We start from the raw sequence: 24,484 nt of genomic DNA, 5'->3' as shown, positions 1-24,484 counted from the left end.
GAATAGTACCTGCGATTTTTCATCGGAAAACCGCGTCCGTCGCGCCTTGCGGCAAAGCTTGATATGTATCTAAAGAGGGTGGCGGATTGGCGTCGGGATGTTGCGCTATTGCCGCGCCGTGGTGGCGTGCCTGGGGTTCAGCGTGCGGCTTGGAGCAATGTTGGTGGGTGTGCTATCTTGCGTTCCGGAAAACGCACGGAGCGGCGCCCAAAGCGGCGTTCGTCGGCGCCGGCGCGGTTTCGTCGGATCCGGTCCCGCCCGGCACTGGCCGCTTGCTATAGTCATTTCCACCCCTCCCTGACTGGATTGCCGACCATGACAAGTTTCTTTTTTATCTTCCGGATCACCCTGGCGTGGGCCATCGTGGCCACGGTGCTGGCGATTACCGTGGCGCAAACGCTGCTCAGCGAGCGCGATAGCGGTGGCGGCCTGTTGCTGCTGGTGCTGGGCGTGATGGCGTTTGCCGCCGTGACCGCGTTTTCGCACGTGCGCCGGGTGCGCCTGCTCACGGGCGAGGTCGACCGCGCCACCCTGGCTTGCCGCCAGCGGCGCCAGATCGAGGTGCCGTTCGAGGCCGGCGAGACGTTCGACATCATCGACGCCGCCATCCGCGAACTGCCCGGCGCCGGCCAGGTCGACAGCGCGCGCGACAGCCTGCAGGTGCGCGCCAGGATCGGCTCGGTGCCGCCCTACAGCGGCGGCGCGGCGTGGCTGTTCACGGGCCACGCCAGCCCGGGCGGCAACCAGATCATCGTGACCGTCACCCCGAATGGCGATGCCGGCAGCGTCACCCTGATCTGCGAGCCGGAACGCGGGGCCTGGACCGACTGGTTCCTGGTCGATGCCGGCGGCAACCTGGAAAACGCCGATGCCATCGGCCGCGCCGTGGCGCGCCGGGTGGCCGAGCGGCGCCGCGGCGAGCAGGCGGCGGCGATCCAGACGGCGACCGAAAAGGAGCTGACCGTCGCCAAGCTGAGCTTGCTGCATGCGCAGGTCGAACCGCATTTCCTGTACAACACCCTGGCCAGCGCGCAATTGCTGACCCGCAGCGATCCGGCCCGCGCCGACGAGATGCTGGGCAACCTGATTTCTTACCTGCGCAACTCGCTGCCGCGCACCGACGATGCGCTCTCGACCCTGGGCCAGGAGCTGGAACGCGCCAGGGCTTACCTGGACATCCTGGTGATCCGCATGGGGCCGCGCCTGCGCCTGCAAGTCGAGGTGGCGGCGCAACTGCATGGAGCGCCGTTTCCCGCGATGATGCTGCAAACCCTGGTCGAAAACGCCATCAAGCACGGGCTGGAGCCGAAACCGGGCGGCGGCACGGTGTGGATCATCGCGCGCGTGCACGAGGGCGCGCTGGCGTTGACGGTGGCCGACGATGGACGCGGCTTTTCGGCCGAAGGGGGCGGTACCGGCATCGGCTTGCGCAATGTGCGCGAACGGCTGCGCCTGGCGTACGGCGGCGCTGCGGGGTTTGCCATCGTGTCCAACTATCCGTGCGGGGTGGCGGCCACGATCAGCGTGCCGTATCCGGCCGCGGCAACGGCAACGGCAACGGCGCTGGCGGAGGCGCGGCGTGATGGTTGATTGCATCATTGCCGAAGACGAGCTGCTGTTGCGCGATGCGCTGGTGCAGCAGCTGGCCGGGGCCTGGCCGGAGTTGCGCATCGTGGCCGCCTGCGACGATGGCGGCAGCGCGCTCGAAGCGCTGGCCGCGCACCAGCCGCAGGTGGCGTTCCTGGATATCCGCATGCCGGGACTGAGCGGGCTGGAAGTGGCCGGCGCGCTGGCCGAGCTCAGTCCGCGTACCCAGGTCGTGTTCGTGACCGCCTACGACCAGTACGCGATCGATGCCTTCGAGCGCGGCGCGCTCGACTACCTGCTCAAGCCGGTGGCGCCGGCGCGCCTGGCCGCCACGGTGCAGCGGGTCAAGGCGCGCCTGGCCAGCGGCACGGCGGACGCCGGCGTGCTGGCGGCCTTGCTGCGCCAGCTGGGACGCGAGCTGGCGCCGCCGGCCAGGCCGGAACCGCTGGTCTGGCTGACCGCCAGCGCGGGCGCCGAAACGCGCTTGATCATGGTCGAGGATGTCGCCTATTTTCAGGCCGACAGCAAGTACACGGTGGTGATGACGGCCCAGGGCGAGGCGCTGCTGCGCAAACCGATCCGCGAACTGCTCGACGTGCTCGATCCGGCCATGTTCCGCCAGATCCATCGCTCGACCATCGTCAACCTCAAGGCGATCGCCTCGGTGGCGCGCGACGAGAGCGGGCGCGGGGTGGTGCGCCTGCGCACCCGGCCCGAGACGCTGGCCGTGAGCCAGCCGTTCATGGCCTTGTTCCGGGCCATGTGAGGCAGCCTGTGTGCGCTGGCGTACCGACTTGGCTATTGCTTTTGCTAAACTAATGAATGTGAGTGGCACGGCGCGTGGCGCCGGCGGCTGACGGCGCGCCTGCCGGGCGCGTTGACTTTCTTTGTGAGGCAACCATGAAAAGCGTAATCATCGCCGCCGTCCTGCTGGGCGCGAGTTTGTCCGGGCAGGCCCAGACCAATGTCAGCATCAATATCGGGCAGCCGGGGTTTTACGGACGCATCGAGCTTGGCGATTTCGGCCGGCCGCCGGTCGTCTATACGCAGCCGGTGGTGATCGAACGCTATGCGCGCGTGGCGCCGGAGCCGCTGTATCTGCGGGTGCCGCCAGGGCACATGAAAAAGTGGAGCAAGCATTGCGCGCGCTACGACGCCTGCGGGCGCCAGGTGTATTTCGTGCGTGACGACTGGTACACCAATACCTATGCGCCGCGCTACCGCGAGATGCGCGGCGGCGGACGCGACCGGGACCATGGACGCGGCCGCGATGATGGCTACGATCGCCATGACCGCAAGGAGCGTGACCGGGACCATGGACGCGGTCATGGGAATGGTCATGGCAACGGCAACGGCAACGGCCACGGAAATGGCCACGGTCGCGGCCACGATAAAAACTAGCGCCCCCGCTTGCCCGGGACCTCCACATCGTCGTTCCTGCCACTGGCAGGAACGACTCCCCGCGAAGGCGGGACCCAATGCCGAGCCTTAGCCCGCGGCCGGGCAGGCAGCCCGGGTCGCCCGCCTGCGCGCCGCCGACGCTACTCAAGCCGCGGGCGTCCACCGGTACAGCGTGGGCGCGATTTCCCGGAACGCAGTAGACTGGCGTTGTCAAATAATTCAGGGAGATACTTTTGCGCGGCGAAATTGTGATTGTCGGTGGTGGAGCTGGCGGGCTGGAGCTGGCCAGCAAATTGGGCCGCAAGCTGGGTCCGTCCAAGGTGTTTCTCGTCGATAGCCGCTTGTCGCACATCTGGAAACCCTCCCTGCACGAAGTTGCCGCCGGCACGCTCGACATCCACCAGGAAGGCTTGTCCTACCAGATGCTGGCCCACGATAACGGTTTCAGCTTCGTGTACGGCGCCCTGACCGGGCTCGATGCCGCCGCCAGGCGCCTGACCATCGGCCCCATCCGCACGCCCCAGGACGAGGAAGTGCTGCCCGAGCGCACCCTCGAATTCGGTTCGCTGGTGATTGCCGTCGGCAGCACGTCCAACTATTTCGGCGTGCCTGGCGCCAAGGAATACACGATTTCCCTGAACGCGACCGAAGACGCCGAGCGCTTCCGCCTGCAACTGTTGAAACTGCTGGCCCGGGCCGATGCGCGCAAGGCGGTCGAGCCCGGCGCCGGGCTCGATATCGTCATCATCGGCGGCGGCGCCACCGGGGTGGAACTGGCGGCCGAGCTGCGCGAGGCGAGCGCGGTGTACACCACCTATGGTTTCCAGCACCTCCAGCCGCGCCAGGATGTGCGCCTCACCTTGCTCGAAGGGGCGCCGCGCATTCTCGCGCCGCTGCCCGAACGGGTTTCGGACGCGGCCCTCAAGCTGCTGCACGAACGCGGCATCAAGGTGGTCAACGAGTGCCGCGTGACCGCCATCGCGCCTGGCCAGGTGACCGACAAGAACGGCAATGTTTACCCGTCCGACCTGTGCGTGTGGGCGGCCGGCATCCGCGCGCCCGAATTCCTGGCCACGCTCGGCTTGCCGCTGGCCAAGGGCGGCCAGATCGAGGTCGACGGCTTCCTGCGCGTGAAAGATGCGCCCGGCATCTACGCCATGGGCGATTGCGCCGCCTGCACCGACGCCGCAGGCAAGATGGTGCCGCCGCGCGCCCAGGCCGCGCACCAGCAGGCCGATTACCTGCTTGCCACCTTCCTGCGCCAGCAGGCTGGCAAGGCGGCGCAAAGCAAGCCCTACGAATACAAGGATTACGGTTCGCTGGTGTCGTTCGGCCAGACCACCACCGTGGGCAGCCTGATGGGTTCGCTAAAGGGCTTGAGCTGGTTCGTCGAAGGCTTTTTTGCGCGCATGATGTATGTCAGCCTGCACCTGATGCATCACGCGGCCGTGCTCGGTCACGTGCGGACCGGGGTGCTGGCGCTGGCGCGCTTCCTGATCAAGCGCAGCACGCCCCAGGTGAAGCTGCACTGACGCGCACGTGCTCCAAGGCCATTTCTGCGCCGAAGAGCGCGCTCAGGATGGCAGCGCCGTTGCGCAACCGCAGACCTGGCTGATGCCGGGATGGCAAGGCTCGCGCCAGCGGCTTAGCCGCTGAGCGCCGCCTGCGCCGCCGGCACCTTGGGCAGGGTCAGGATCATGACGGTGCCGCGCTGGCCGGCCGGCATCACCGACAGGGCGCCGCCCAGGTAGCGCGCGCGCTCGCGCAGCAGGCGCAGGCCGTGGCAGCCGGACGAGGCAGCGGAACGCTGGCCCAGTCCCACGCCATTGTCGCGCACCGTGAGCATGAGCTCGTCGCCGCCATCGTCCAGAATCACATCGATTTCAGTGGCCCCGGCATGCGCGGCGATATTGCGTAAGCCTTCTTCCAGCGCGCGCAGCAATGCCACCCCGTGTTCGCGCGCATAGCTTTCATCTTCGTCGGGCAGGCTGCAGCGCGCCACCAGATGGTGCTGTTTGCCAAAGTCGCTGACCAGCTCGGCGATGGCTGATTTGATGCCGAGAAACTCCAGCTTGTCGTTCCACAGCGACAGCTGCATGTCGCGGTTGGTGTTGATGATGGTCATCAGCAACTGTTTCATCTGGGCGGTGCGCTCTTGCAGCGCCTTTTCCTTGGGCAGTTGCTGGGTCAGCAGGGCCAGGTGCATGGTCAGGGCCGTCATCGACGAGCCGAGGCTGTCGTGCAGCTTGCGCGCCAGCAAGCGCCGCTCGTCATCCCGGCAAGTCGTCAGATGGCCGAGCAGTTCGCTCAGGTCGGCATTGCGTTCGGCAAGCTGGCGGTCCGGGTCGGCGTCATGCGGAGGGGAGGGCGGTAAGCTCATGCTGGACTCTTAGAATGTTTCCCAAATCATACAACAGCTTGCGCGCGCCTGTCGCGGCGCAGGCGCGCATGGTGCAGTGGCCATGCGCGGCCGCCGCCGGTGGCCGGGCTCAGTCGTGCGTGGTGGCGGCGCACTGGCCGATGGCGTCGAGCAGGTGGGCGATCTCGACCGGCTTGACCAGGTGCTTGTCGAAGCCGGCTTCGAGCACGCGGCGCTGGTCGTCGGCCAGGCCATAGCCGGTCAGGGCGATCAGCTTGATGTGGCAAGTGTCGCCGCCCTGGCGCAGGCGGCGCGCCACTTCGTAGCCGTCGATGCCGGGCAGGCCGATGTCGACCAGGGCGACGTCGGGCACGAAGCTGCGCGCCATCTGCACGCCCTGCACGCCGTCGGCCGCCTGGCGCACCGGGTAGCCGTAGGCGCCGAGCATGGTGGCCATCATTTCGCGGCCGTCGTCGTTGTCTTCGATCAGCAGGATGGCGGGCTTGCCCTCTTGTGCCAGGGCGGCCGGCGCGCTACTGGCGGCGGCCGCCAGCGGGGCGGCGCGCGGCAGGCGGATGACAAAGGTGGAGCCGGCGCTGGCGCCCTCGCTGTGGGCCGACACCGTGCCGCCATGCAGTTCGACCAGGCGCCGCACCAGGGCCAGTCCGATGCCCAGGCCGCCTTGCGCGCGGTCGAGCGTGATGCTGCCCTGCACGAACACGTCGAACACGTGCGGCAGCAGTTCGGCCGAAATGCCCACCCCGGTGTCGCGCACTTCGAGCACGATGTCCTTGCCGTTGTCGGCCACCGTGATGTCGATGGTGCCGCCGGGCGGGGTGTACTTGAGGGCGTTGTCGATCAGGTTGGTGGCGATCTGTTCGAGGCGGGTCGGGTCGCCATCGACCGAGCCCGCTTGCAGGTCGACATTGAGCAGGTAATTGGCGCTGCGGCCGGTGGCCTTGAAGGTGTCGAGGCAGGCGGAGACGAGCGCGGCGACGTCGACGTTTTGCTTGTCGAGCAAGATCTTGCCGGACATGGCGCGCGACAGGTCGAGCAGGTCGTCCACGATGCGCGACAGGTGCTGGCTCTGGCGCTGGATGATCTGCCTGGCGCGGCTGACCGTGTCGGCCGGCGCCCCGGGCAGGCCGATCAGCGAGGCGGCGCTGCTGATGGCGCTCAGCGGATTGCGCAGCTCGTGCCCGAGCATGGCCAGGAATTCATCCTTGGCGTGGCTTTTGGCTTCGGCCGCCTGGCGCTCTTCCATTTCGCGGGTGAGGCGCTTGTTGGTGGCGGTCAGCTCGGTGGTGCGCTGGCTCAGCTTGTGCGTCTGGCGCTTGAGTTCCTCGTTCTTGGTGGCCAGCGCCACGAACACCTGGACCTTGGCGTGCAGGATTTGCGGGATGACCGGCGTGAACAGGAAATCGGCGGCGCCGCGCTGGTAGGCTTTCAGGCGGTCGATTTCGTCGGCCAGGAAGGCGGTCATGAAGATGATCGGAATGTCGGCCGAGCGCGCGCGCTGGTGGATGGCCTCGGCCGTTTCAAAGCCATCCATGCCGGGCATGTTGACGTCGAGCAGGATCACGGCGAAGTCGTGCAGCAGCACCTGGCGCAAGGCTTCCTGGCCCGAGCGGGCGGACAGGACGGAGTAGCCGGACTCGTCGGCCCACTGGTCCAGCAGACTGGTCAACGCGAGCAGGCTGGCCGGGTCATCGTTGACGACGAGAATCTTCGGTTTTTCTATGGTGGTCACGTCATTCCTGCGCTGCGTTGGTGGTTGAAACAGGTCTGGAGCATTGCTGCCGACAGGATAGCAGAACCGGAAATTTGCCTCTGGTCACAGCGAACGCGGCTGTCGTGAGGCGGTGGCGTTCATCATATCAATCGGGTAATCCAATGTCAAAATGCAAGCGTACAGCTCACATGCATGCAAGGTACGCTAACGCACATACGTGGGCAGGGGCGTATGCGATAGTGACATCAGGACAAGCGCTGCCGTATGGCGCGGCCGTACGGCACGCTACATCGCCACCATCGTGGCGTGGCACATTGAAAGGGTAAGCCATGAATATCAACACCATCGTCGACACCGAATTTACCGGCAAATGCTTCCGTGACCTGCGCAATGCGCCGCTCTCGGCCATGCGTGGCCTGAGCACCAAGGATGCCAAGGCGCTGCAGGAAGCCTTTAATATCACCACCATCGGCGATCTGGCGAATCTCAAGTTCGTCAAGTGGGCCAGCGCGATCAACGTGCTGGCCGAGGAAGAGTGCGATACCGAAGAGCAAGCCGCCAAGGAAACCTTGCTCGATGATGCGGTCGAAATGACCTTTCCGGCCAGCGATCCGATTTCGGTCGATGCCGGCATCACGCGCATCGAAGTGCCGCCTGAAATGGTCAATGCCAGCACCGATCACCAGCATGCGAAATCGATCGAGGCCAATACCAAGCAGGCCGCCAAGGCCGCCAAGTAGTTCTGGTCAGGGGGAGGGCGTGATGCCTTCTCCCGTTTCTTGGTGACTGATTAGGCAAAAGTCCCTATCCCGTCGTTTCCGCCCATGGCAGGAAGTCGTTTCTGCCAATGGCAGGAACGACGGTTTTTCGTTTACTGGAGAGAGCGTGGAGACAGGTGGGCGACGTTAACGCCGTGGCGCCACCACCAGCGCTTCCTGCGCCAGCGCGCCGGCCGGCGTGGCCGAGGTGGCGCAGAAGCGGTTCTTGCCGCCGCGCTTGGCCTCGTACAGCGCGTAATCGGCAATGCTGATCAGCGCTTCCACCGTCTCGGCATCGTCCGGATAAATGCTGATCCCGATACTGGTCGACAGGCGCAAGGTCAGGTCGTTGATGAAAAACGGTTCGGACACGGCTTCGACCAGCTTGGCCGCCGGCCCGTGCGCATCGGCCAGGCCCGACACTTCGCCCAGCACCACCATGAATTCGTCGCCACCCAGGCGCGCCACGGTATCTTCCTTGCGCGACGAGGCCACCAGCCGCTGGGCGACAATCTTGAGCACTTCGTCGCCATAGGCGTGGCCATAGGTATCGTTGATCGCCTTGAAGCCATCGAGGTCGAGATACATGATGGCCGCCTTGTGGTGGTTGCGGTTGGCGTGCTGCAAGGTGGTTTCGATGCGGTCTTCCAGCAGGCGCCGGTTCGGCAAGCCCGTCAGCGGATCGTGCAGCGCCAGTTCCTGCTGGGCGCGGCTGTACTGCGCCAGTTCCTTGTACAGCAGCCGCACTTCCAGCATGTTATGGATGCGCTTGTGCACTTCGAGCAAGTCGAAGGGCTTGCTGATGAAATCGCGCGCGCCGGCTTCCAGCGCGGCGATCTTGAAACTCGGCTGGGCGGTGAGCGCCAGTACCGGCAGGTAGCCACCCTGTTCAATTTCCTTCAAGCCCTTCATGACCTGGAAGCCGTTCATGCCCGGCATTTGCAGGTCGAGCAGGATCAGGTCGTAGCAATGCTGGCGGTGCAGCGGACAAACTTGTTCGGGGAGCATGGTCGAGCTGACGCAGTTATAGCCTTCTTCGCGCAATATCTCTTCCATCAGCTCGACATTGTCGGCCGAATCGTCGACGACGAGGATTTTTGCGTTCAGTATGTCTTCTCGGCTTGGCATGCGTTGTCTCGGTCAAGGCGGAGGGGCGTGCGGCAAATAGTGCACGCGCGATGTTAACGTTTTGCTAGTGTAACAGTGTATCGAACATTTCTTGTAGGACAGCGCCGCGTGCGGCAGTAGGAATCCCATTGTATGTCAGCGCGGCCGGTTTTCTCCCATCGACGCCACCGTAGCGATCAGTTCGCTCGGCTCGACCGGCTTGGCGATATGCGCCATGAATCCCGCTTCCAGCGCGCGCAGGCGGTCTTCCGAACGCGCGAACGCGGTCAGCGCCACCGCCGGCACATCGCCCCCGCCGGCATGGCCGAGCGCGCGCACCTGCGCCAGCAGCTCGAAGCCGTCCACGTCCGGCATGCCCAGGTCGCTCACCAGGACATCGGGCGGCGTATTGCGGAACTCGGCCAGCGCCTCGGCCGCGCTGGCCGCCGTGCGCACGCTGGCATTGCAATCAGACAATATACGCCGGATCAGGTCGCGCGCGTCGGGTTCGTCGTCCACCACCAGCACGTCCAGGTGCGACAGGTCGCGCAGCAGGATCTCGGGGGTGAGCGGGGCCACCGGCAGGGCAAAGGCGCGGCCGGTGCGCGCGGCCGGGCTCTGGCGGTTGGCGGCCGGCAGCTCGATGGTGAAGGTGGCGCCGTGGCCCTCGCCGGGGCTGTCGGCGCGCACCGTGCCGCCGTGCTGCTCGATCAGGTGCTTGACGATCGACAGGCCCAGTCCCAGCCCGCCGTGCTTGCGCGTGGTGGAGGCGTCGCCCTGGCGGAAGCGTTCGAACACATGGGCCATGAATTCGGGCTTGATGCCGGCGCCGCTATCGTTGACGGCGATCTGGACATGGCCGGGGGCGCCGCGCAGGGTGATGCAGACCATGCCGTCGCGCGCGGTGAACTTGATGGCGTTCGACAGCAAGTTCCAGATCACTTGCTGCAAGCGGGCCGGGTCGCCGGCGATCATGCCCACGCCCGCGGCGTAGAATTTTTCGAGGCGGATATTCTTGGCGTCGGCGGCCGGGCGCACCGTTTCGATGGCGGCGTCGATGAACCCGGCCGGCGCCACGGTCTGCATGTCGAGCAGCACCTTGCCCGAGGTGATGCGGCTCATGTCGAGCAAGTCTTCGATCAGCTGGGCCTGGGCGCGCGCATTGCGCTCGATGGTTTGCAGGCCGCGCTGCAGGTCGGCCTGGTCGCGGCTGCCGCGCCGCAGCACCTGGGCCCAGCCGAGAATGGCCGACAGCGGCGTGCGCAGTTCGTGCGACAGGGTGGCCAGGAATTCATCTTTCATCTGGCTGGTGCGTTCGGCTTCGGCGCGCGCCGAGCGTTCGCTTTCGAGCAGCACCTTGCGTTCCTCGGCCGCGTGCTGGGCCGCTTCGTACAGGCGCGTATTGTCGATCGCCACGGCGGCCTGGGCCGCGATGCCGCCCACGATGCGCTCGGTGCGCTCGCTGAAAATGGCGGTTTCCGGGTGGCTGAAAAACAGGCTGCCCAGCACTTCGCCCGAGCGCGCGATGACCGGCACCGCCAGGTAGCTGCGCACGCCGATCTGCTCGGCGGCCATGCCCTCCTGCGCCTGCAGCGGGGCGTAGCGCGGATCGGCACCGATATCGTCCGAACGCAGCACGCTTTCGCCGCGCAAATTCGGTCCGAACAGGGCGCTGGCGCGCAGCTCGCCATCGGTCTCGAACTCGGCCGGGGCGACCCCGGCCACGGTGTGCAGGGTGAACAGGTCGCCATCGCTGTCCTTGCCGTGATAAAAGAAGGCGCCGAAGCGGGCCCCGCTGATGCCGGTGGCGGCGTCGGTCACGGTTTGCAGCAGCGAGCGCAGGTCGCGCTGGGACGCGAGCGCGCTGCCGGTGCTGTTGAGCAGTTCGAGCACGTTCGATTCGTCGCGCAGGGCTTGCTGCACGCGCTTGACCTGGTCGACGTCGGTATTGGTGCCGAACCAGCGCACCACGTGGCCCAGGCGGTCGCGCACGGCATTGACGCGGGTCAGGAACCAGCGGTAGTCGCCGTCGGCGCTGCGGATCGGGAATTCCATCTCGAAGGGATTGCCGGTGCGGATGGACTCATGCCAGCGCAGCAGCATTTGCGGCAGCACCTCGGGGTCGTGCGTCGATTGCCAGCCCCAGCCGACCATCTGGTCGGGCGTGGTGCCGGTGTATTCGTACCAGCGCTTGTTGAACCAGACGATGGCGCCGTCGGCCTGGGCCATCCAGGCCAGCTGGGGAATCGAATTGGCCAGCGCGCGCAGCACTTCCTCGCTCTCGCGCAGGGTATCCTCGGCGCTCTTGCGGGTGCTGATGTCCTGCACCACGCCGGTCATGCCGAGCACGGTGCCGTCGCGCTCGTAATCGGCGCGCCCGACCACCCCGATCCAGCACTGGTCGCCATCGGGCCGGTCGACCCGGCATTCGATGTTGAGGTCGGTGTGCTGGGCGAAGGCTTGCAGGAATTCGGTGCGCGCCATGTCCTTGTCGCCAGCGTGCAGGCGCTCGCGCAGGCTGTCCCAGGGCAGCGGGGTTTCGGCGGGCAGGCCGAAGATGTCGGCGGCGCGCGTGCCCAGGGTCACGCGGTCGGCGCCGGCGTCCCAGCGCCAGTCGCCCAGCCGCCCGGCCGAGAGCGCCACTTGCAGGCGGCTGCTGCCGTCGAGCAGGGCTTGTTCGTCGGCCTTGCGCTTGCTGATGTCCTGGAAGTAGACGGTCAGGCCATCGTCGGACGGGTAGGCGCGCAAGTCGAACCAGCTGCCCAGGCTGGCGTAAAAGAATTCGAAGCTGACCGTTTCCTGCGAATCCATGGCGCGCCGGTATTGCTGTTCCATGGCGCTGTTGCGCAGTTCGGGGAATTCATCCCAGATGACGCGGCCGAGCAGGGCGTCGCGCGTCTTGCCGCGGGCCGACAGCAGTTGCAGCGCGCGCGCGTTGATATAGGTGATGCGCCAGCTGCGGTCGACCGCGCAAAAGCCATCGGTCAGGCTTTCGAGCATGTTTTCCATGCGCGTGTTGGCTTGGCGCAGGGCATCCTTGGTTTCCATCAGCTCTTGCTGGGCGCGCTGGCGCGCCGCCAGCACGCTGCTGGCGTTGCGCAGGGCCACCGCGCGCATCAGTTCGGTTTCGTCGTGGTCGTCGTTCACGCACGCTCCCGCAGAATGGCGCTGGCCAGCGCGGTGCCGGCCACGCGCGCGGCGATCTTGGCAAAGGCCGTCTCGCGGCTGGTCGAGCGGTCGTCGCAGAACGGTGAAAAGCCGCAGTCGTCGGTACTGCCGAGCTGGCCGGGGGGGATGAACTGGGCCGCCAGCAAGATGCGCTCGCACACCAGTTGCGGCGTTTCGATGAGCGGATCGATGGGGTCGATCACGCCGACGAACACGCGCTGGCCCGGCTTGAGGTGGCTGGCGATGATCTTCAGTACCCGCACCGGGTCCGGTTCGCTCGCCAGGGCGATGTAGAAATTGCCGACCTGTAGTTCAAACAGGCTGGGCAGCAGTTGGGCGTAGTCGACATCCAGGCTGTGGGTCGAATCGCGGTCGGCGCCGGGGCAGGTGTGGACCCCGATCAGGGCCCGCTCGGCGCTGGAAAAGCGGTTCAGGGCCAGGTTGTTGAGGTCGATGAAGCTCGACAGCAGTGCGCCGCTCGGGTCGAGCTTGACGGCCAGCCGGCCCTCGGTGAAGTCGACCTGGACCTTGTGCGCGCCCTGCGCGAGGCAGCGCCGGATTTCGCGTTCGTGCTCGCCCAGCAGGTCGTCGATGAACTGGTCGCGCGAGTAGCCGGGCAAGCCTTCGGGCGGGTACATGAGCGACAGGGCCGAGGGGGAAATCACGGCTTGCTTGAGCGCCACCGTGGCATAGCGCTGGGCCGTGGCCAGGTAGCTGTCGGCGTAGCGCTCGTAGTGGAACGGGGCGCGCATCAGGCGCGGCATGCGGCGCATGTGGCCGTCCGCGAACGGGATCTGGAAGCCGTCCGGTGCGGTGTTGGGCGAGCCGTGCACGCAGTAGGTCAGGAAGTTATGGTATTTGCGCTGCTCGCCGTCGCTGATGACGGTCGAGCCGGTCGCTTCCAGGCGCGCCACGGTGTCGCGCACGGCTTCCTCGTACAGCGCGTCGAGTTCGCTCTCGCTGTGCTTGCCGCTTTCGACCGCGGCGATCAGGGAGGGCGGGCGCGGTATGCTTCCGATCGGCTCGGTGGGAATCATCATCTGGATTTCGGCAATCGTGAAGAAATGGGCGGGGACCGCCCCGCAACGTCTCCCGCGCAGGCGGCGAGTGGCGCGCTGACGATTTTAGCCGACCGGCGCCGCATCGAAGCACACACTTGAAACGATCATACTCCGCTATGGAGCCGCCCGGACACGGTGGCGAGCGCCGCTTGCAGATGTTCGAGTTCATACGGCTTTTGCAGCGACTGGTGGGCGAACTCCACGTGGCGCAGCAGGGCGTCGCCGTAACCGGACGCGAAAATAACGTTCAGGCCGCTTTGCAGGCGCAACGCTTCGCGTGCCATGTCGACCCCGGACATGCCGGGCAGGCTGACGTCGGAAAACAGCACGTTGTAGCTATTGCGGTTGAGCAGCGCCAGCGCGCTTTCGGCGTCGCCCACGCCCTCGGCTTGGTGGCCGAAGGCGCGCAGCATCTCGACCACCAGGTATTGCGAATCGAGATTATCTTCCACCACCAGGATGCGCAGGCCGTCGGCCGGGGCCGGCCGGCCGGCCGCGGACGCGCTCGGCGCCAGCGCGCACAGCACGCCGCCCACGGCGTCGGCGTCGCGCACCGGGGTGAAGTACAGGTCGTAGTCGGCCGCCTCAAAGCCGCTGTCGCGCGGGAAGCTCAGGCGCTGGCGCGCCAGGCGCACCATGTCGCCGCCGAACGCGCTGTCGAGCGCCGCCTGGCTGGCCGCGAGCGGGGCCGGCCAGACCGCCGGCACCCGGCCGCCGGGAGCGCGTGGATGGCGCGGACCGGCCAGCTCGGCGTAGGCCTGGTTGAACACCACGATGTGGCGCGGCCCCCACAGCAGCAGCATCGGCAGCGGGGTGTTGAGGACGATGTCGACGCACAGGCGCAGGGCCTGCGGCCAGGCCAGCGGGTCACCCAGGTCGGTGGCGCTCCAGTCGGCGCTGGCGGCTGCGGCGGCGTTACCAGTGTCGTGCATGAGAAGCCTGTTTCATGAAAAATTGACGATGCGAAGTTGTAGAAACGAAAACATGTGTGAATCGTACACCAAATGGGCGGGGATTGGACTGTTTGCAGGGTTAGCTGGGTGCGCATGCGACTGCGCCGCGATGCGGGCGGCACAGCGTTGGTCCCGCCGGTTCACCTGCAAAGACCGGGTTTGTCGGCCATGTGCGAAGTTCTAAGGTATTGTTTATAAAGGATAATACTTCACAAATGGGAGAGGGTGCATATACTCGGAGAGAGAGCATTGGAGGGAGCGGGGCAATGAAACTCGACGACCGGAAAAACACGCAAGAGTTCGCTTACCGGGGCAGCGATCCCGGCGGGCAGTCTCGACACGCTTGCTACTGAAACCCTGAAAAAATTGGGCGTGACCGTGAACTCCGGGACGGCTGCGCGCTCTTACAATTGGCGCTGCAAGGTGAAGGCAGTCAGATGCCCTGCGCCTTCAGCGCGGCGATCTCGTGATCGCCATCATCGACCAGGCGCGACCAGGCTTCGAGCTTACCGACACCCAGGCTGCGCGCCATCGAAAGCAACAGACTTTGCCCGGCTGTTTCGCGTTCGGGAACGAGCTGGTAAACCGGGTCGGCGAACGCGGCTTCCGGCGTTGTGATGGTCCACCCCATCTGCTTGAACATGGCGATCACGTCATCGAGCCACATCGCGTTGATCAGGTTATGGTGCAGCAGGATCACTTGCGCAATGTCCCTGCCCTGCAAGGTGTGCGACAGCGACCGGTAGGCCTGTGCCCGCTGGCGAAGGTGTGCCAGGTAGGCCTCCCGGATCGGACCGACGGCAGCCGCGTTGCCGCTTTCCAGCACCTCAATCAGCTTGTCGTTCAAGCGCCAGTCGCTGGTATCGAGGCTCACATAGGCGTTGCGGTAAGCCTGCGCTTGCATGAAAGCGCGCATGCCGTCACGCTTTTCGGGCACATTCCCCTCGCGCAGATAAGGAAAACGAAACCACTTCTGGTAGCCGGGCAGCGTGCTGATCACCGCGTCGCAATCGATCAGTTCCTGCTGGAACTGCGCCAGGCTGACCTGGGCATCGTGGAAATCAGGGTGCGTCATGGTGTGATTGCCCACCGCGTGGCCGGCCCGTCCCCAGGCGCGTGCCAGCGCGAGGCCGGCGGGTCGGTCGGCGCCATTGCCCACGGTGACAAACAGGGCGGCCTTGACCTTGTGCTTTGCAAGGGCGTCGAGCATGGCCTGGTTGCGCTGCTGGGGCGACATGCGCGGCGTCTCGGCCAGCTCCGGCCCGTCATCGAAGGTAAAGGCAATCGATTGAGCGTGAACAGAAGGGATTGGCGTCATACCAAGAGCGAGCGCCAGGAGTAATTTTTTCAGCATGCTGTTCACCTTCATGTGGGGGAGCGTAAAAAACGTCGAGTGTGGGAAATTGCGCTTCGGCGCGCAGGCAGTCCCACAGATAGCAGGCAAAGCCAAGGTCACCGCTCCACAAGTAGTAGCGGAACTGAGCGAAGCCCTGGAAGGTAAGCACTTTCGCGTGCGCGAAAGCGGGCACCTTACGCAGGGGCGTGGCATGCCACGCCAATTCCCTGCTCACCCGCGCGCGTCCGCTGCGACCTGGCGTGGCGTGACGGATGAGGCAAGGGCTGTCGGCTTGAAGTAATACGGGAAACACACCGTGTGTGACAATTGTCGCACAAATTTCTTGCAAACATGCGACATGTGTCGCAACATTGCGGCATTCGCCACAAGGAGACGTCCCATGTCCATTCCATCCATTACCGAGTTGAGCCTGTTAAAGTGTTTGTGGAAACAGCATCCCCTGAGCGCGCGCGCGATCCATCAACATGCTGAGGAAGAGCTGCATTGGTCATTTTCCTCCACCCGCAAAACACTGGAGCGCATGCTGCAGCCGGCCTTCGCCCTGCGGGCCGTCGATACGTCGCCGCATCCTGTCAATCCGGCCGCGGAATCGCTCCCCCAATGGCTGGCGCCCCTGCAGCGCATGCACATTACCAGCTATTTTGGCACCGTCAGGACAGCCGGCGCCACGCCTCACGGCGGGATCGACCTGGCGGCGCGGGCGGGCACACCGATCATGGCACCGGCGTCTGGCACAGTCACCGCATCGACCGATCTCTTCCAGGGCGAAGCCAAGTACGGAGAGGCGATCGCCATCGAACACGCCGCCGGGCTGCGCTCCGTCTACGCTCACTTGAAGCAGCGCAGCGTCAAAGTGGGGCAGGCCGTGGCAAAGGGGCAGCTTATCGGCCACACCGGCGCCACCGGGCGCGTCAGCGGTCCCCATCTGCACGTGGAAATCCACCGCAATAACATCAAGCTTGATCCTGAGCTGCTGCTTGGCAGCCAGGATGGCACTGACAGTGCCAGGAACGCCCGCGACACACAGCGCTCCCGTTAATTCAACCCACGCCATTTGAGCCCTGCCGCTGCGGCAGCGGCGGCGCTCACCCTAGAGAATCGCATGAAATACAGGATTATTTGCCTGGCGCTAGCCATGGCCTTCGACAATGCAGCGGCCCAGCAGCCGACTGTGGAAATCAAGTCTGCACGCTACGACCAGCGCCGCCAAGACACTGCCGCCATGCTGGTGCTGGACCGGGCCACACTGGCGGCCAATGGCGACCGTAGCTTGTCGGAAGCATTGCGGCGCCTGCCTGGCGTTACCGTTACCGAAGGCAACGGCCGTGGCGTGGAGATCCGGATGCGTGGTTTGGGCAGGGGCTACACCCAATTGCTGCTCAATGGCGTGCCTGCGCCCGCCGGATTTGCACTCGATGCGCTGGCGCCAGACCTGATCGAACGCATCGAAGTCGTACGCAACGCATCGGCCGAGCATGGCGCCCAATCCGTGGCGGGCACCATCAATATTATCCTGCGCAAGAACTCGAGGGGCGAGCAACAGGAGTTCAGGCTCGGGTGGGAACGCATCAACGGCACCGATTCGCCCAGCATTGCCGGCCAGCGAACGGGCAAGGCACCAGGCTGGTCATACAGCGTTGGTGCGAACCTGGTGCGTAGTGGCAGGCCGGAAGATCGGACCGTACGCGATACCGTCCGCGATGCGCACGGCGCGATCACGGGCGCGCGTACCTCTCTGGTGCATGAATCGAACGTTGGCGATACCCTCAACCTGACACCGCGCATCGACTGGACGCCCGGCAATGGCGACAGCATCAACGTCCAGAACTTCATCAACCTGTTCCGTCGTAGGATTGAATTTGCCGGAGACGACACCGTGCTGGCGGGCGCAGCGGGCGACTTTTCGCAGGCCGCCAGTCTGTTGCGCACGCGCTCCCTACTGTTGCGCAGTGACTGGTCATGGCAGCATGCGCTGGCCGACGGCAAACTGGAGCTCAAGCTCAGTGGCACCCGCAACCCGCGCAGTTCCGCATTCGATTTCACCGGGGCGAACGGCGCCGGTCCCGCCATTGTGCGTCACGTGAGTTCCGATATCAGCGAGACCGGCCTGACCCATCAAGGCAAATATGCCCGCCAACTGGCCGGCGGCCATTCGCTGGTGCTGGGCTGGGATGGCGCCACTGTGCGCCGCCGCCAAACACGCGATGAACTGGAACGTGATGGCAGCGGCGCAATCCGTTCAAGCAGCGGCGAAAGCTACCACGGGACGATCCGGCGACTGGCGGGTTTCGTCCAGGACGAATGGGAGTTCAATGCCGAGGTGCTGTCCCTGGGCCTGCGCTGGGAAACGCTGCGTACCGGCGCTGGCGGCAGCAATAGCGCCGCCTTGACCGAGCAAGACAGGCGGGTACTGAGCCCGGTGCTGCAGTGGCTGCACAAGCTGCCATCCGGTAGCCTATGGCGCTTGGGGGGCAGCCGGACCTACAAGGCACCCATCATGCTGGACTTGATCCCGCGCCGCTACACCATCGATAATAACAATAGTCCCACTACGCCTGACCTGCGCGGCAACCCGCAACTGCGTCCGGAACTGGCCTGGGGCCTCGATGCGGTATATGACCACCATCTGGGAAAAGACGCCACGCTCAGTGCCAGCATGTTTGCCCGCCGCATTGATGATGTCGTCTTGCAGCGGGTCGGCCTGGAGGCTGGTCGCTGGGTGGCCGTCAACGCTAACCACGGCCATGCGGACGTCTATGGCTTTGCGCTGGAAGCCCAACTGGCACTGACGCCGGCCTTGCGCATGCGTAGCAACCTGGCGCTGAATCGTTCCCGCACCAGTAGCGTGCCAGGACCGCATAACCGACTGGACAGCCAGATCCCATTGAGCGCCAACCTGTCGCTCGATTACCGTCGCCAGGGGCTGACGCTCGGCGCGGATGTCAACTTCCAGGCCGGAGGTGACAGCCGCGCGTCCGCAAACAGGCTGGCCACTGCCTCGCATGAACGCAAACTGGACCTGCGCGCGGCCTGGCAACTGCATCCCGGTAGAACACTGCGCCTGACGCTGGCCAACCTGCTGCGGCAAGACCGCATCAATGTGGAACGGTATGAAGATGCCGACGGTTGGCGCCAGACCCGCACCGATGCTGGTACGCACACACTGCTGCGCCTCGTCTTTGAAGCCAATTTCTAATCACCCGATGGGAAGAAGAATGACGCTGATCAAGCCCCTTGCCTGCGCATTGGCGCTCAGTTTGACCCACGCCACAGTGGGCGCACATGACATTTGTACCGCAGTTGCCGATACCCGGGCCGGCGAGGTCCTGGTGCAGCGTGGCGACTGCGCGCAGCGCGTGACAGCGGCGTCCAGGTTCAAGATCGCCATCGGCCTGATGGGCTATGACGCCGGCTTCCTGAAAGACGAACATCACGACGCTGCCGTTCCTCGCGGGCCACGTCGATTGGCGCGAGAACTGGAAGCAAGCCACCGATCCATCTGCATGGATGAACAATTCAGTGGTCCGGTACTCGCGGCAAGTGACGACATCGCCGGGCATCGCCCGCCTTGCCGATGGCACGCGCCAGTTCCAATATGGAAATGCCGATGTGTCCGGAGATCTGGAGCACGATGGACTGACCATGGCGTGGATCAGTTCTCCGTTGCGGATTTCGCCGCCCGAACAGCGATCGTTCCTGGGGCGGCTGGCAAAGCGCCAACTGGGGGTAAGCCAGAATGCGTATGACATGGCCGTCAAGCCAAGCTACGGCCAGCGTTCGATACCGATCCTTTCGGCGTACTCAAGCGTACCTTGGTCGCTGCCAGGAATAATGGCGAGCTGCAAGACTGCTATCACCGTCATCTCATGCCGCTGGTGTACGGCACGCAAGCACTCCCTTTTGAACAGTCGTTCGCCGCTGTTGAATCGGTGGCGCAGGACTTTCTCGCCGATTGCCGGGAGCGCCCTCTCGGGCCAAAGCGCATCGCCGTTCAGCCGTTGCCATGTTGGCGCCGCTTAAAAAATTGACAGGCAAAAAAAAAGCCCGCTCAGGGAGCGGGCTGAATCTATTTTCTTGGAGGAGAATAGAGGAGACAGATGCAGTATGCTGCACTGCAGAAAATAAATCTAATTGATGTTTGTGATGTCAGTTATCTGTTCTATTTATAGCTCGCCATACACAAGGAGTGCTCCATGGCAAATATCGTGAAACACCGGAAGGTCAACATCGTCGTGCTCGCACAGGACGAAGCCATCGGCGAGCATTGCAAGCCGGGCGATATCGCGATCGCGGCCGCCGCCGACGGCTGGTGGACCAGTTTCATCGGCGAGGATGGCGCGGTCGACAGTGACGACATTCCCTACCCGAGCTATCAGGAAGCCTTGTGGGCCGCCAAGGCGGCGGCGGAATTCGGGGTGTAAGCGGCCGCGTGCGTTGAGCTGGCGCAGGTTTGTTGTGGGCAAACTGCCACGAGCGTCAATAAACCAACAAGTGCAAATAGCTGTTAACGTGCGCTGCTTTGTTCATGACAGAAAATGTTCTACGATAGCAAGCATGCGTAAACAGCCATTTCTGATCCTTTTCATCGCATGCGCGGGCCTGCTGCATGGCGCTGGCGCGCGTGCCAACGTGGATCAGATGTCGCTGCTCGATTTTTCGCTGGAACAGCTCTCCGACATCGTGGTCAGCTCGGTGTCGCGCCAGCCGGCCCGCCTGGCCGACGCCCCGGTGTCGCTGTACGTGATCGGCGGCGCCGACATTGCCCGCGCCGGCGCGCGCAGCCTGCCCGAAGCGCTGCGCCTGGCGCCCAATCTGCAGGTGGCGCGCAGCGATGGCGGCACCTACGCGATTACCGCGCGCGGCTTGGCCACCACCCTCGAGAACAAGCTGCTGGTGATGATCGACGGGCGCAGCGTGTACTCGCCGCTGTTTTCGGGCGTGTTCTGGGATGCCCAGGACGTGGTGATGGAAGAGATCGAGCGCATCGAGGTCATCAGCGGGCCGGGCGCGACCATCTGGGGCGCCAACGCGGTCAACGGCGTGATCAATATCATCACCCGCAACGCCGCCAGCAGCCAGGGCGTGCTGCTGGCGCTCGATGGCGGCCGGCGCGAACGCGGCGCCACCGTGCGCCAGGGCGGCCAGCTCGATGGCGGCGGCCATTACCGCCTGTATGCCAAGGCCGGCGATATCGACGACTTTCCAGACGCCCCAGGCGGCGGCCTGGAGCGGCGCCAGGCGGGCTTTCGCGGCGACTGGAAACACGGCACGCGCGCCACCAGCGTCAGCGCCGATGTGTACCGCAGCAGTGCGCACCGGCGCGGCGGCGGCGAAACGCGCAGCAGCGGCGCCAACCTGCTGGGGCGCGCCAGCGGCATCCTGGCCAACGGCAGCGACTGGCGCCTGCAGGCCTCGCTCGATCATACCGAACGGGTGCAGCCCGGCACCGGCGCCCAGCGGCTCGACACGCTCGACCTCGACATGCAGCACGGCATGCGCCTGGGCGCCTCGCACAACCTGGTCTGGGGTGGCGGCTACCGTTATTCCTTGGACCGGGTCAGCGGCGGCACGCAGCTGGCCTTTTTTCCGGCGGACAAGAATCTGCGCTGGGCGAATGTGTTCGCGCAAGATAAGATACAACTGAGCAGTACATTGCGGATGAGTATCGGAGTCAAACTGGAACACAACACCTACACCGGCATGGAAAAGCTGCCCAGCGTGCGCATGGTCTGGAACGCCACGCCGGGCAGCGTGCTGTGGGCGGCCGTGTCGCGCAGCGTGCGCGCGCCGGCCCGCTTCGACCGCGATCTGTATGTGCGCGGCGGCGGCTACAGCATCGAGGGCGGTCCGGATTTTGTCGCCGAAACGGTGCGCGTGACGGAATTGGGGTACCGCGCCCAGCCGCTGCCCAGCCTCGCGTATTCGCTCGCCGTGTTCGCCAGCGATTATGACCGCTTGCGTACCCTGGAGCCGCGCGCCGGCGGGCCGGGCGCCCCCACGCCGGGCGCCCCTGCGCCGGGGCATCAGTTCGCCAACATGGGCGAAGCGAACACGCGCGGGCTGGAGTTCTGGAGCCGCTGGCAGGCCACGCCGCGCTGGCGCGTGGTGGCTGGCATCGTGCTGCAGGATATCGATGCCAGCCTGGCGCCCGGCAGCCGCGACCTCTCGGGCGCGATCGGGCTCGGCACCAACGATCCGGCCAGCTACTGGTCGCTGCGCTCGTCGCACGAGTTGTCCGGCCGGTTGCAGGCCGAACTGGCGCTGCGCCGGGTCGGCCAGCTGCCGCAACCGCTGGTGCCGGCCTACTACGAGCTCGACCTGAGAATGGCATGGCAAGCGCGTCCGAACGTGGAGGTGGCGCTCAGCGGCCGGAACCTGCTGCATCGCTCGCACGCCGAATTCGGACCGGCCGCCACGCGCCGCCTGATCGAGCGTGCCGTGACGCTCCAGCTGAGCTCGCGGTTTTGAACGAGGCCCCCGCCATGCCCGGCCGCGCTCCTCTCCCGCCGCGCCGCGCCCTGTTGCGCGGCTTGGCGGCCTGCTTGTTAACGATCCTGGCGGGCCTGTCCGGTGCACAGGCGGCGCTGGCGGCGGGCGGCGCCGCGTCACTCGAGCGCAGCATCAAGGCCGCTTTCCTGTATAAGTTCCTGGGCTACGCGGAGTTTCCAGCCTCGGCCTTCGCGGATGCGGGCGCGCCGCTGGTGATCGGCGTGGCCGGGGCCGACGAACTGGCGGCCGACCTGACCCGCATCGTGGCCGGACGCGTGGTGCAGGGGCGGCCGGTGGTGGTGCGCACCTTGCGCGAGCAGGAAGCGCCGGCCGGGGTGCACCTGCTGTTCATCGGCGGCGACGATACGGTGCGCCTGCGCAATGCGCTGCGCGCGCCCGGCACCGGAGCTATCCTGGTGGTGACCGAATCGGAACAGGGATTGCAGCAAGGCAGTGTTATTAATTTCAGGATCGTCGAAGAGCGCGTGCGCTTCGACGTCTCGCTCGAAGCGGCCGACCGGAACAGCGTCAAGCTCAGTTCGCGCCTGTTGACAGTGGCCAATCACGTTCACAAGGGAGCACCGTGATGCAACACGATACCGGCTCCGTCCGTAGCAAACTCATCCTCATGGCTGTCTCGACCACCTTCGTGGCGCTGCTGGCGGCCTCGATCGCCATGCTGCTGTACGACTTGCGCACCTTCCAGCAATACTGGGTCGACGACCTGATGACCCAGGCCGACATCATCGCCAGCGTCAGCGCGCCGGCGCTGGCCTTCAACGATGCCCGCAGCGCGCAGCAAAACCTGGCCGTGCTGCGGGTGCGCCCGCAGATCCTGTCGGGCGCGCTGTACACCAGCAGCGGCGTGCGCTTTGCCTCCTACACCCAGGGTTCGCTGGAACCATCGTATCCGGTCAAGCCGGGCCGGCCCGGCTACACCATCGACCAGGGCGAGCTGGTGGTGTACCACAACATTGTCGACAATGGCGAAGTGCTGGGCACGGTGTATCTGCGCGCGCGCTTCGGCCTGGTCGAACGCTTGCTCAATTACGCGGCGATCCTCGGCATCGTGCTCTTGATCTCGCTGGTGATCGCGGCCCTGGTGGCGTCGCGCCTGCAGCAGGGCATCACCCGTCCGCTGCTGGCGGTGACCAATGTGGCGCGCGAAGTGATGCAGCGGCGCGACTTCAGCCTGCGCGTGCCGGGCAATAATTCGGGCGAAATCGGGGTGCTGGTGGCGGCCTTTAACGATATGCTGGCCGAGATCGGACGCCGCTCGCACGCCCTGCAGGAAGCCAACCTGACCCTGGAGCACGAAATGCAGGTGCGCCACCGGGCCGAGGAAGCGCTGCTGGTGGCCGACCGCCGCAAGGATGAGTTCCTGGCGACCCTGGCGCACGAGCTGCGCAATCCGCTGGCGCCGATCCGCACCGGGCTCGATATCCTGCGCATCCGCAGCGGCGACGCCCAGGCCACCCAGCGCGCCACCGACATCATGGAACGCCAGCTGCGCCAGATGGTCAGGCTGGTCGACGATCTGCTGGACGTGTCGCGCATCAACACCGGCAAGTTCGCCATCAAGATGGGCCGCGTCGAACTCAAGGCGGTGGTCAACGATGCGCTCGAAGTGGTGCGTTCCTATATCGAACTGCACGGCCACGAACTGGCCATCGATTTGCCCGACCGGCCGGTGTTCCTGCATGGCGACGCCACGCGGCTGGCGCAGATCCTCTCGAACCTGCTCAACAACGCCGCCAAGTACACCAACCGCGGCGGCCGGGTCAGCCTGAGCGCGCGCGTGGAAGAGCGCGACCTGGTGATCCAGGTGGCCGACAATGGCATCGGCATCGCGCCCGACATGCTCAATCACGTGTTTGAAATGTTTGTCCAGGTCGATTCGACCCTGGAGCGCACCAATGCCGGGCTGGGGGTGGGGCTGTCGCTGGCGCGGCGCCTGGTCGAACTGCACGGCGGCAGTATCGAAGCGCATAGCGCGGGCATCAACCGCGGCAGCGAATTCGTGGTGCGCCTGCCGATCGTGGTCGAACCGGAAATGCCGACCAAGACCAGTCCGGCCGCTTTCATGACCTCGGAAACCTATCGCATCCTGCTGGCCGACGACAATGTCGACTTCGTCAACAGTATCGGCGCCTTGCTCTCGGCCATGGGGCACAGCGTGGTGATCACCCACAACGGGCCGGACGCGCTGACGGCGGCCGCGCGCTTCTGCCCCGATTACGCGTTTCTCGATATCGGCCTGCCGCAAATGTCGGGCTACGACCTGGCGCGCGGCATCCGCCGCCTGTCCTGCGGGCAGATGACCCTGCTGATCGCGGTGACCGGCTGGGGCCAGGAAAAGGACCGCCAGCTGGCTTTCGAGGCCGGGTTCGACCATCACATGGTCAAGCCGGTGCGCTTCGAGCAGATCGAAGAGATCCTGAGCAACCGCAGCGTGATCAAGAAAGTGCGCGGGTAGGGCGCTTTTGGCGGGACCAAAAAAAACGGAAGCCGA

19 protein-coding genes are annotated in these 24,484 nt (G+C 65.4%); 12 read left to right on the top strand and 7 right to left on the bottom strand.

The window, feature by feature from the left end; genetic code table 11:
• Window positions 1-315: 315 nt before the first annotated feature.
• The 4 genes from PO883_RS07365 to PO883_RS07350 all read left to right on the top strand — a co-directional run bounded on the left by PO883_RS07365 (window position 316) and on the right by PO883_RS07350 (window position 4,520).
• On the top strand, window positions 316-1,590 hold the full coding sequence (locus PO883_RS07365) for a histidine kinase (RefSeq protein ID WP_289309169.1): 1,275 nt from the start codon (window positions 316-318) through the stop codon (window positions 1,588-1,590).
• A complete protein-coding gene (locus PO883_RS07360) occupies window positions 1,583-2,353 on the top strand; it encodes a LytTR family DNA-binding domain-containing protein (protein ID WP_289309168.1) in 771 nt (256 codons plus the stop codon). Before PO883_RS07365 ends, PO883_RS07360 begins: the two co-directional genes overlap by 8 nt.
• A 134-nt stretch (window positions 2,354-2,487) precedes the next feature.
• The gene (locus PO883_RS07355) at window positions 2,488-2,988 is read left to right on the top strand and encodes a hypothetical protein (RefSeq protein WP_289309167.1); all 501 of its coding nucleotides are present in this window, start codon (window positions 2,488-2,490) and stop codon (window positions 2,986-2,988) included.
• 233 nt (window positions 2,989-3,221) lie between these two features.
• A complete protein-coding gene (locus PO883_RS07350; protein ID WP_289309166.1) occupies window positions 3,222-4,520 on the top strand; it encodes an NAD(P)/FAD-dependent oxidoreductase in 1,299 nt (432 codons plus the stop codon).
• A 113-nt stretch (window positions 4,521-4,633) separates the two neighbouring features.
• Here PO883_RS07350 and PO883_RS07345 read toward each other — a convergent pair whose 3' ends face one another.
• Window positions 4,634-5,368, bottom strand: coding sequence for a sensor histidine kinase (locus tag PO883_RS07345; RefSeq protein WP_289309165.1), 735 nt, complete (start codon window positions 5,366-5,368; stop codon window positions 4,634-4,636).
• A 109-nt stretch (window positions 5,369-5,477) separates the two neighbouring features.
• Window positions 5,478-7,097, bottom strand: a complete 1,620-nt coding sequence (locus PO883_RS07340; protein ID WP_289309164.1) for a response regulator — start codon at window positions 7,095-7,097, stop codon at window positions 5,478-5,480.
• Window positions 7,098-7,408: 311 nt separating this feature from the next.
• On the opposite strand from PO883_RS07340, the gene PO883_RS07335 reads away from it, so the two are divergent.
• Complete coding sequence (locus PO883_RS07335; RefSeq protein WP_289309163.1) at window positions 7,409-7,819, top strand: hypothetical protein; 411 nt, start codon at window positions 7,409-7,411, stop codon at window positions 7,817-7,819.
• A 165-nt stretch (window positions 7,820-7,984) separates the two neighbouring features.
• Here PO883_RS07335 and PO883_RS07330 read toward each other — a convergent pair whose 3' ends face one another.
• From PO883_RS07330 to PO883_RS07310, 5 genes are all read right to left on the bottom strand, one after another.
• The gene (locus PO883_RS07330; protein WP_167088235.1) at window positions 7,985-8,965 is read right to left on the bottom strand and encodes a diguanylate cyclase domain-containing protein; all 981 of its coding nucleotides are present in this window, start codon (window positions 8,963-8,965) and stop codon (window positions 7,985-7,987) included.
• A gap of 135 nt (window positions 8,966-9,100) precedes the next feature.
• Window positions 9,101-12,091, bottom strand: a complete 2,991-nt coding sequence (locus PO883_RS07325; RefSeq protein ID WP_289309162.1) for a PAS domain S-box protein — start codon at window positions 12,089-12,091, stop codon at window positions 9,101-9,103.
• The gene (locus PO883_RS07320; RefSeq protein ID WP_289309161.1) at window positions 12,088-13,152 is read right to left on the bottom strand and encodes a 5-methyltetrahydropteroyltriglutamate--homocysteine methyltransferase; all 1,065 of its coding nucleotides are present in this window, start codon (window positions 13,150-13,152) and stop codon (window positions 12,088-12,090) included. The genes PO883_RS07325 and PO883_RS07320 overlap by 4 nt, the downstream gene beginning before the upstream one ends.
• Window positions 13,153-13,277: 125 nt before the next feature.
• Window positions 13,278-14,105 carry a response regulator gene (locus tag PO883_RS07315; RefSeq protein WP_289309160.1) on the bottom strand — a complete coding sequence of 276 codons (828 nt, stop codon included), beginning with the start codon at window positions 14,103-14,105 and terminating at the stop codon, window positions 13,278-13,280.
• A gap of 454 nt (window positions 14,106-14,559) precedes the next feature.
• Window positions 14,560-15,582: a polysaccharide deacetylase family protein gene (locus PO883_RS07310; RefSeq protein ID WP_289309159.1), complete on the bottom strand. Its 1,023-nt coding sequence runs from the start codon at window positions 15,580-15,582 to the stop codon at window positions 14,560-14,562.
• Window positions 15,583-15,862: 280 nt separating this feature from the next.
• Here PO883_RS07310 and PO883_RS07305 point away from each other — a divergent pair, with 280 nt between their 5' ends.
• The 7 genes from PO883_RS07305 (at window position 15,863) to PO883_RS07275 (ending at window position 24,448) form a co-directional block, all read left to right on the top strand.
• Window positions 15,863-16,522, top strand: coding sequence for a peptidoglycan DD-metalloendopeptidase family protein (locus PO883_RS07305; RefSeq protein ID WP_289309158.1), 660 nt, complete (start codon window positions 15,863-15,865; stop codon window positions 16,520-16,522).
• A gap of 15 nt (window positions 16,523-16,537) precedes the next feature.
• On the top strand, window positions 16,538-18,679 hold the full coding sequence (locus PO883_RS07300; RefSeq protein WP_289309157.1) for a TonB-dependent siderophore receptor: 2,142 nt from the start codon (window positions 16,538-16,540) through the stop codon (window positions 18,677-18,679).
• Window positions 18,680-18,912: 233 nt separating this feature from the next.
• Window positions 18,913-19,503 carry a penicillin-binding transpeptidase domain-containing protein gene (locus tag PO883_RS07295; protein ID WP_373890042.1) on the top strand — a complete coding sequence of 197 codons (591 nt, stop codon included), beginning with the start codon at window positions 18,913-18,915 and terminating at the stop codon, window positions 19,501-19,503.
• Between the two features lie 173 nt (window positions 19,504-19,676).
• Window positions 19,677-19,904, top strand: coding sequence for a hypothetical protein (locus PO883_RS07290; protein ID WP_289309155.1), 228 nt, complete (start codon window positions 19,677-19,679; stop codon window positions 19,902-19,904).
• Between the two features lie 133 nt (window positions 19,905-20,037).
• Window positions 20,038-21,951 carry a TonB-dependent siderophore receptor gene (locus PO883_RS07285; RefSeq protein WP_289309154.1) on the top strand — a complete coding sequence of 638 codons (1,914 nt, stop codon included), beginning with the start codon at window positions 20,038-20,040 and terminating at the stop codon, window positions 21,949-21,951.
• A 14-nt stretch (window positions 21,952-21,965) separates the two neighbouring features.
• On the top strand, window positions 21,966-22,559 hold the full coding sequence (locus PO883_RS07280) for a YfiR family protein (RefSeq protein WP_289309153.1): 594 nt from the start codon (window positions 21,966-21,968) through the stop codon (window positions 22,557-22,559).
• On the top strand, window positions 22,559-24,448 hold the full coding sequence (locus PO883_RS07275; protein ID WP_167088245.1) for an ATP-binding protein: 1,890 nt from the start codon (window positions 22,559-22,561) through the stop codon (window positions 24,446-24,448). The genes PO883_RS07280 and PO883_RS07275 overlap by 1 nt, the downstream gene beginning before the upstream one ends.
• Window positions 24,449-24,484: the final 36 nt, after the last annotated feature.

Origin of the sequence: Massilia sp. DJPM01 (assembly GCF_030348125.1) — a bacterium.
Taxonomy (GTDB): domain Bacteria; phylum Pseudomonadota; class Gammaproteobacteria; order Burkholderiales; family Burkholderiaceae_D; genus Telluria_A; species Telluria_A frigida.
The sequence above is the reverse complement of the archived record's forward strand: the minus strand, read 5'-3'. Positions and strand labels throughout refer to the sequence as shown.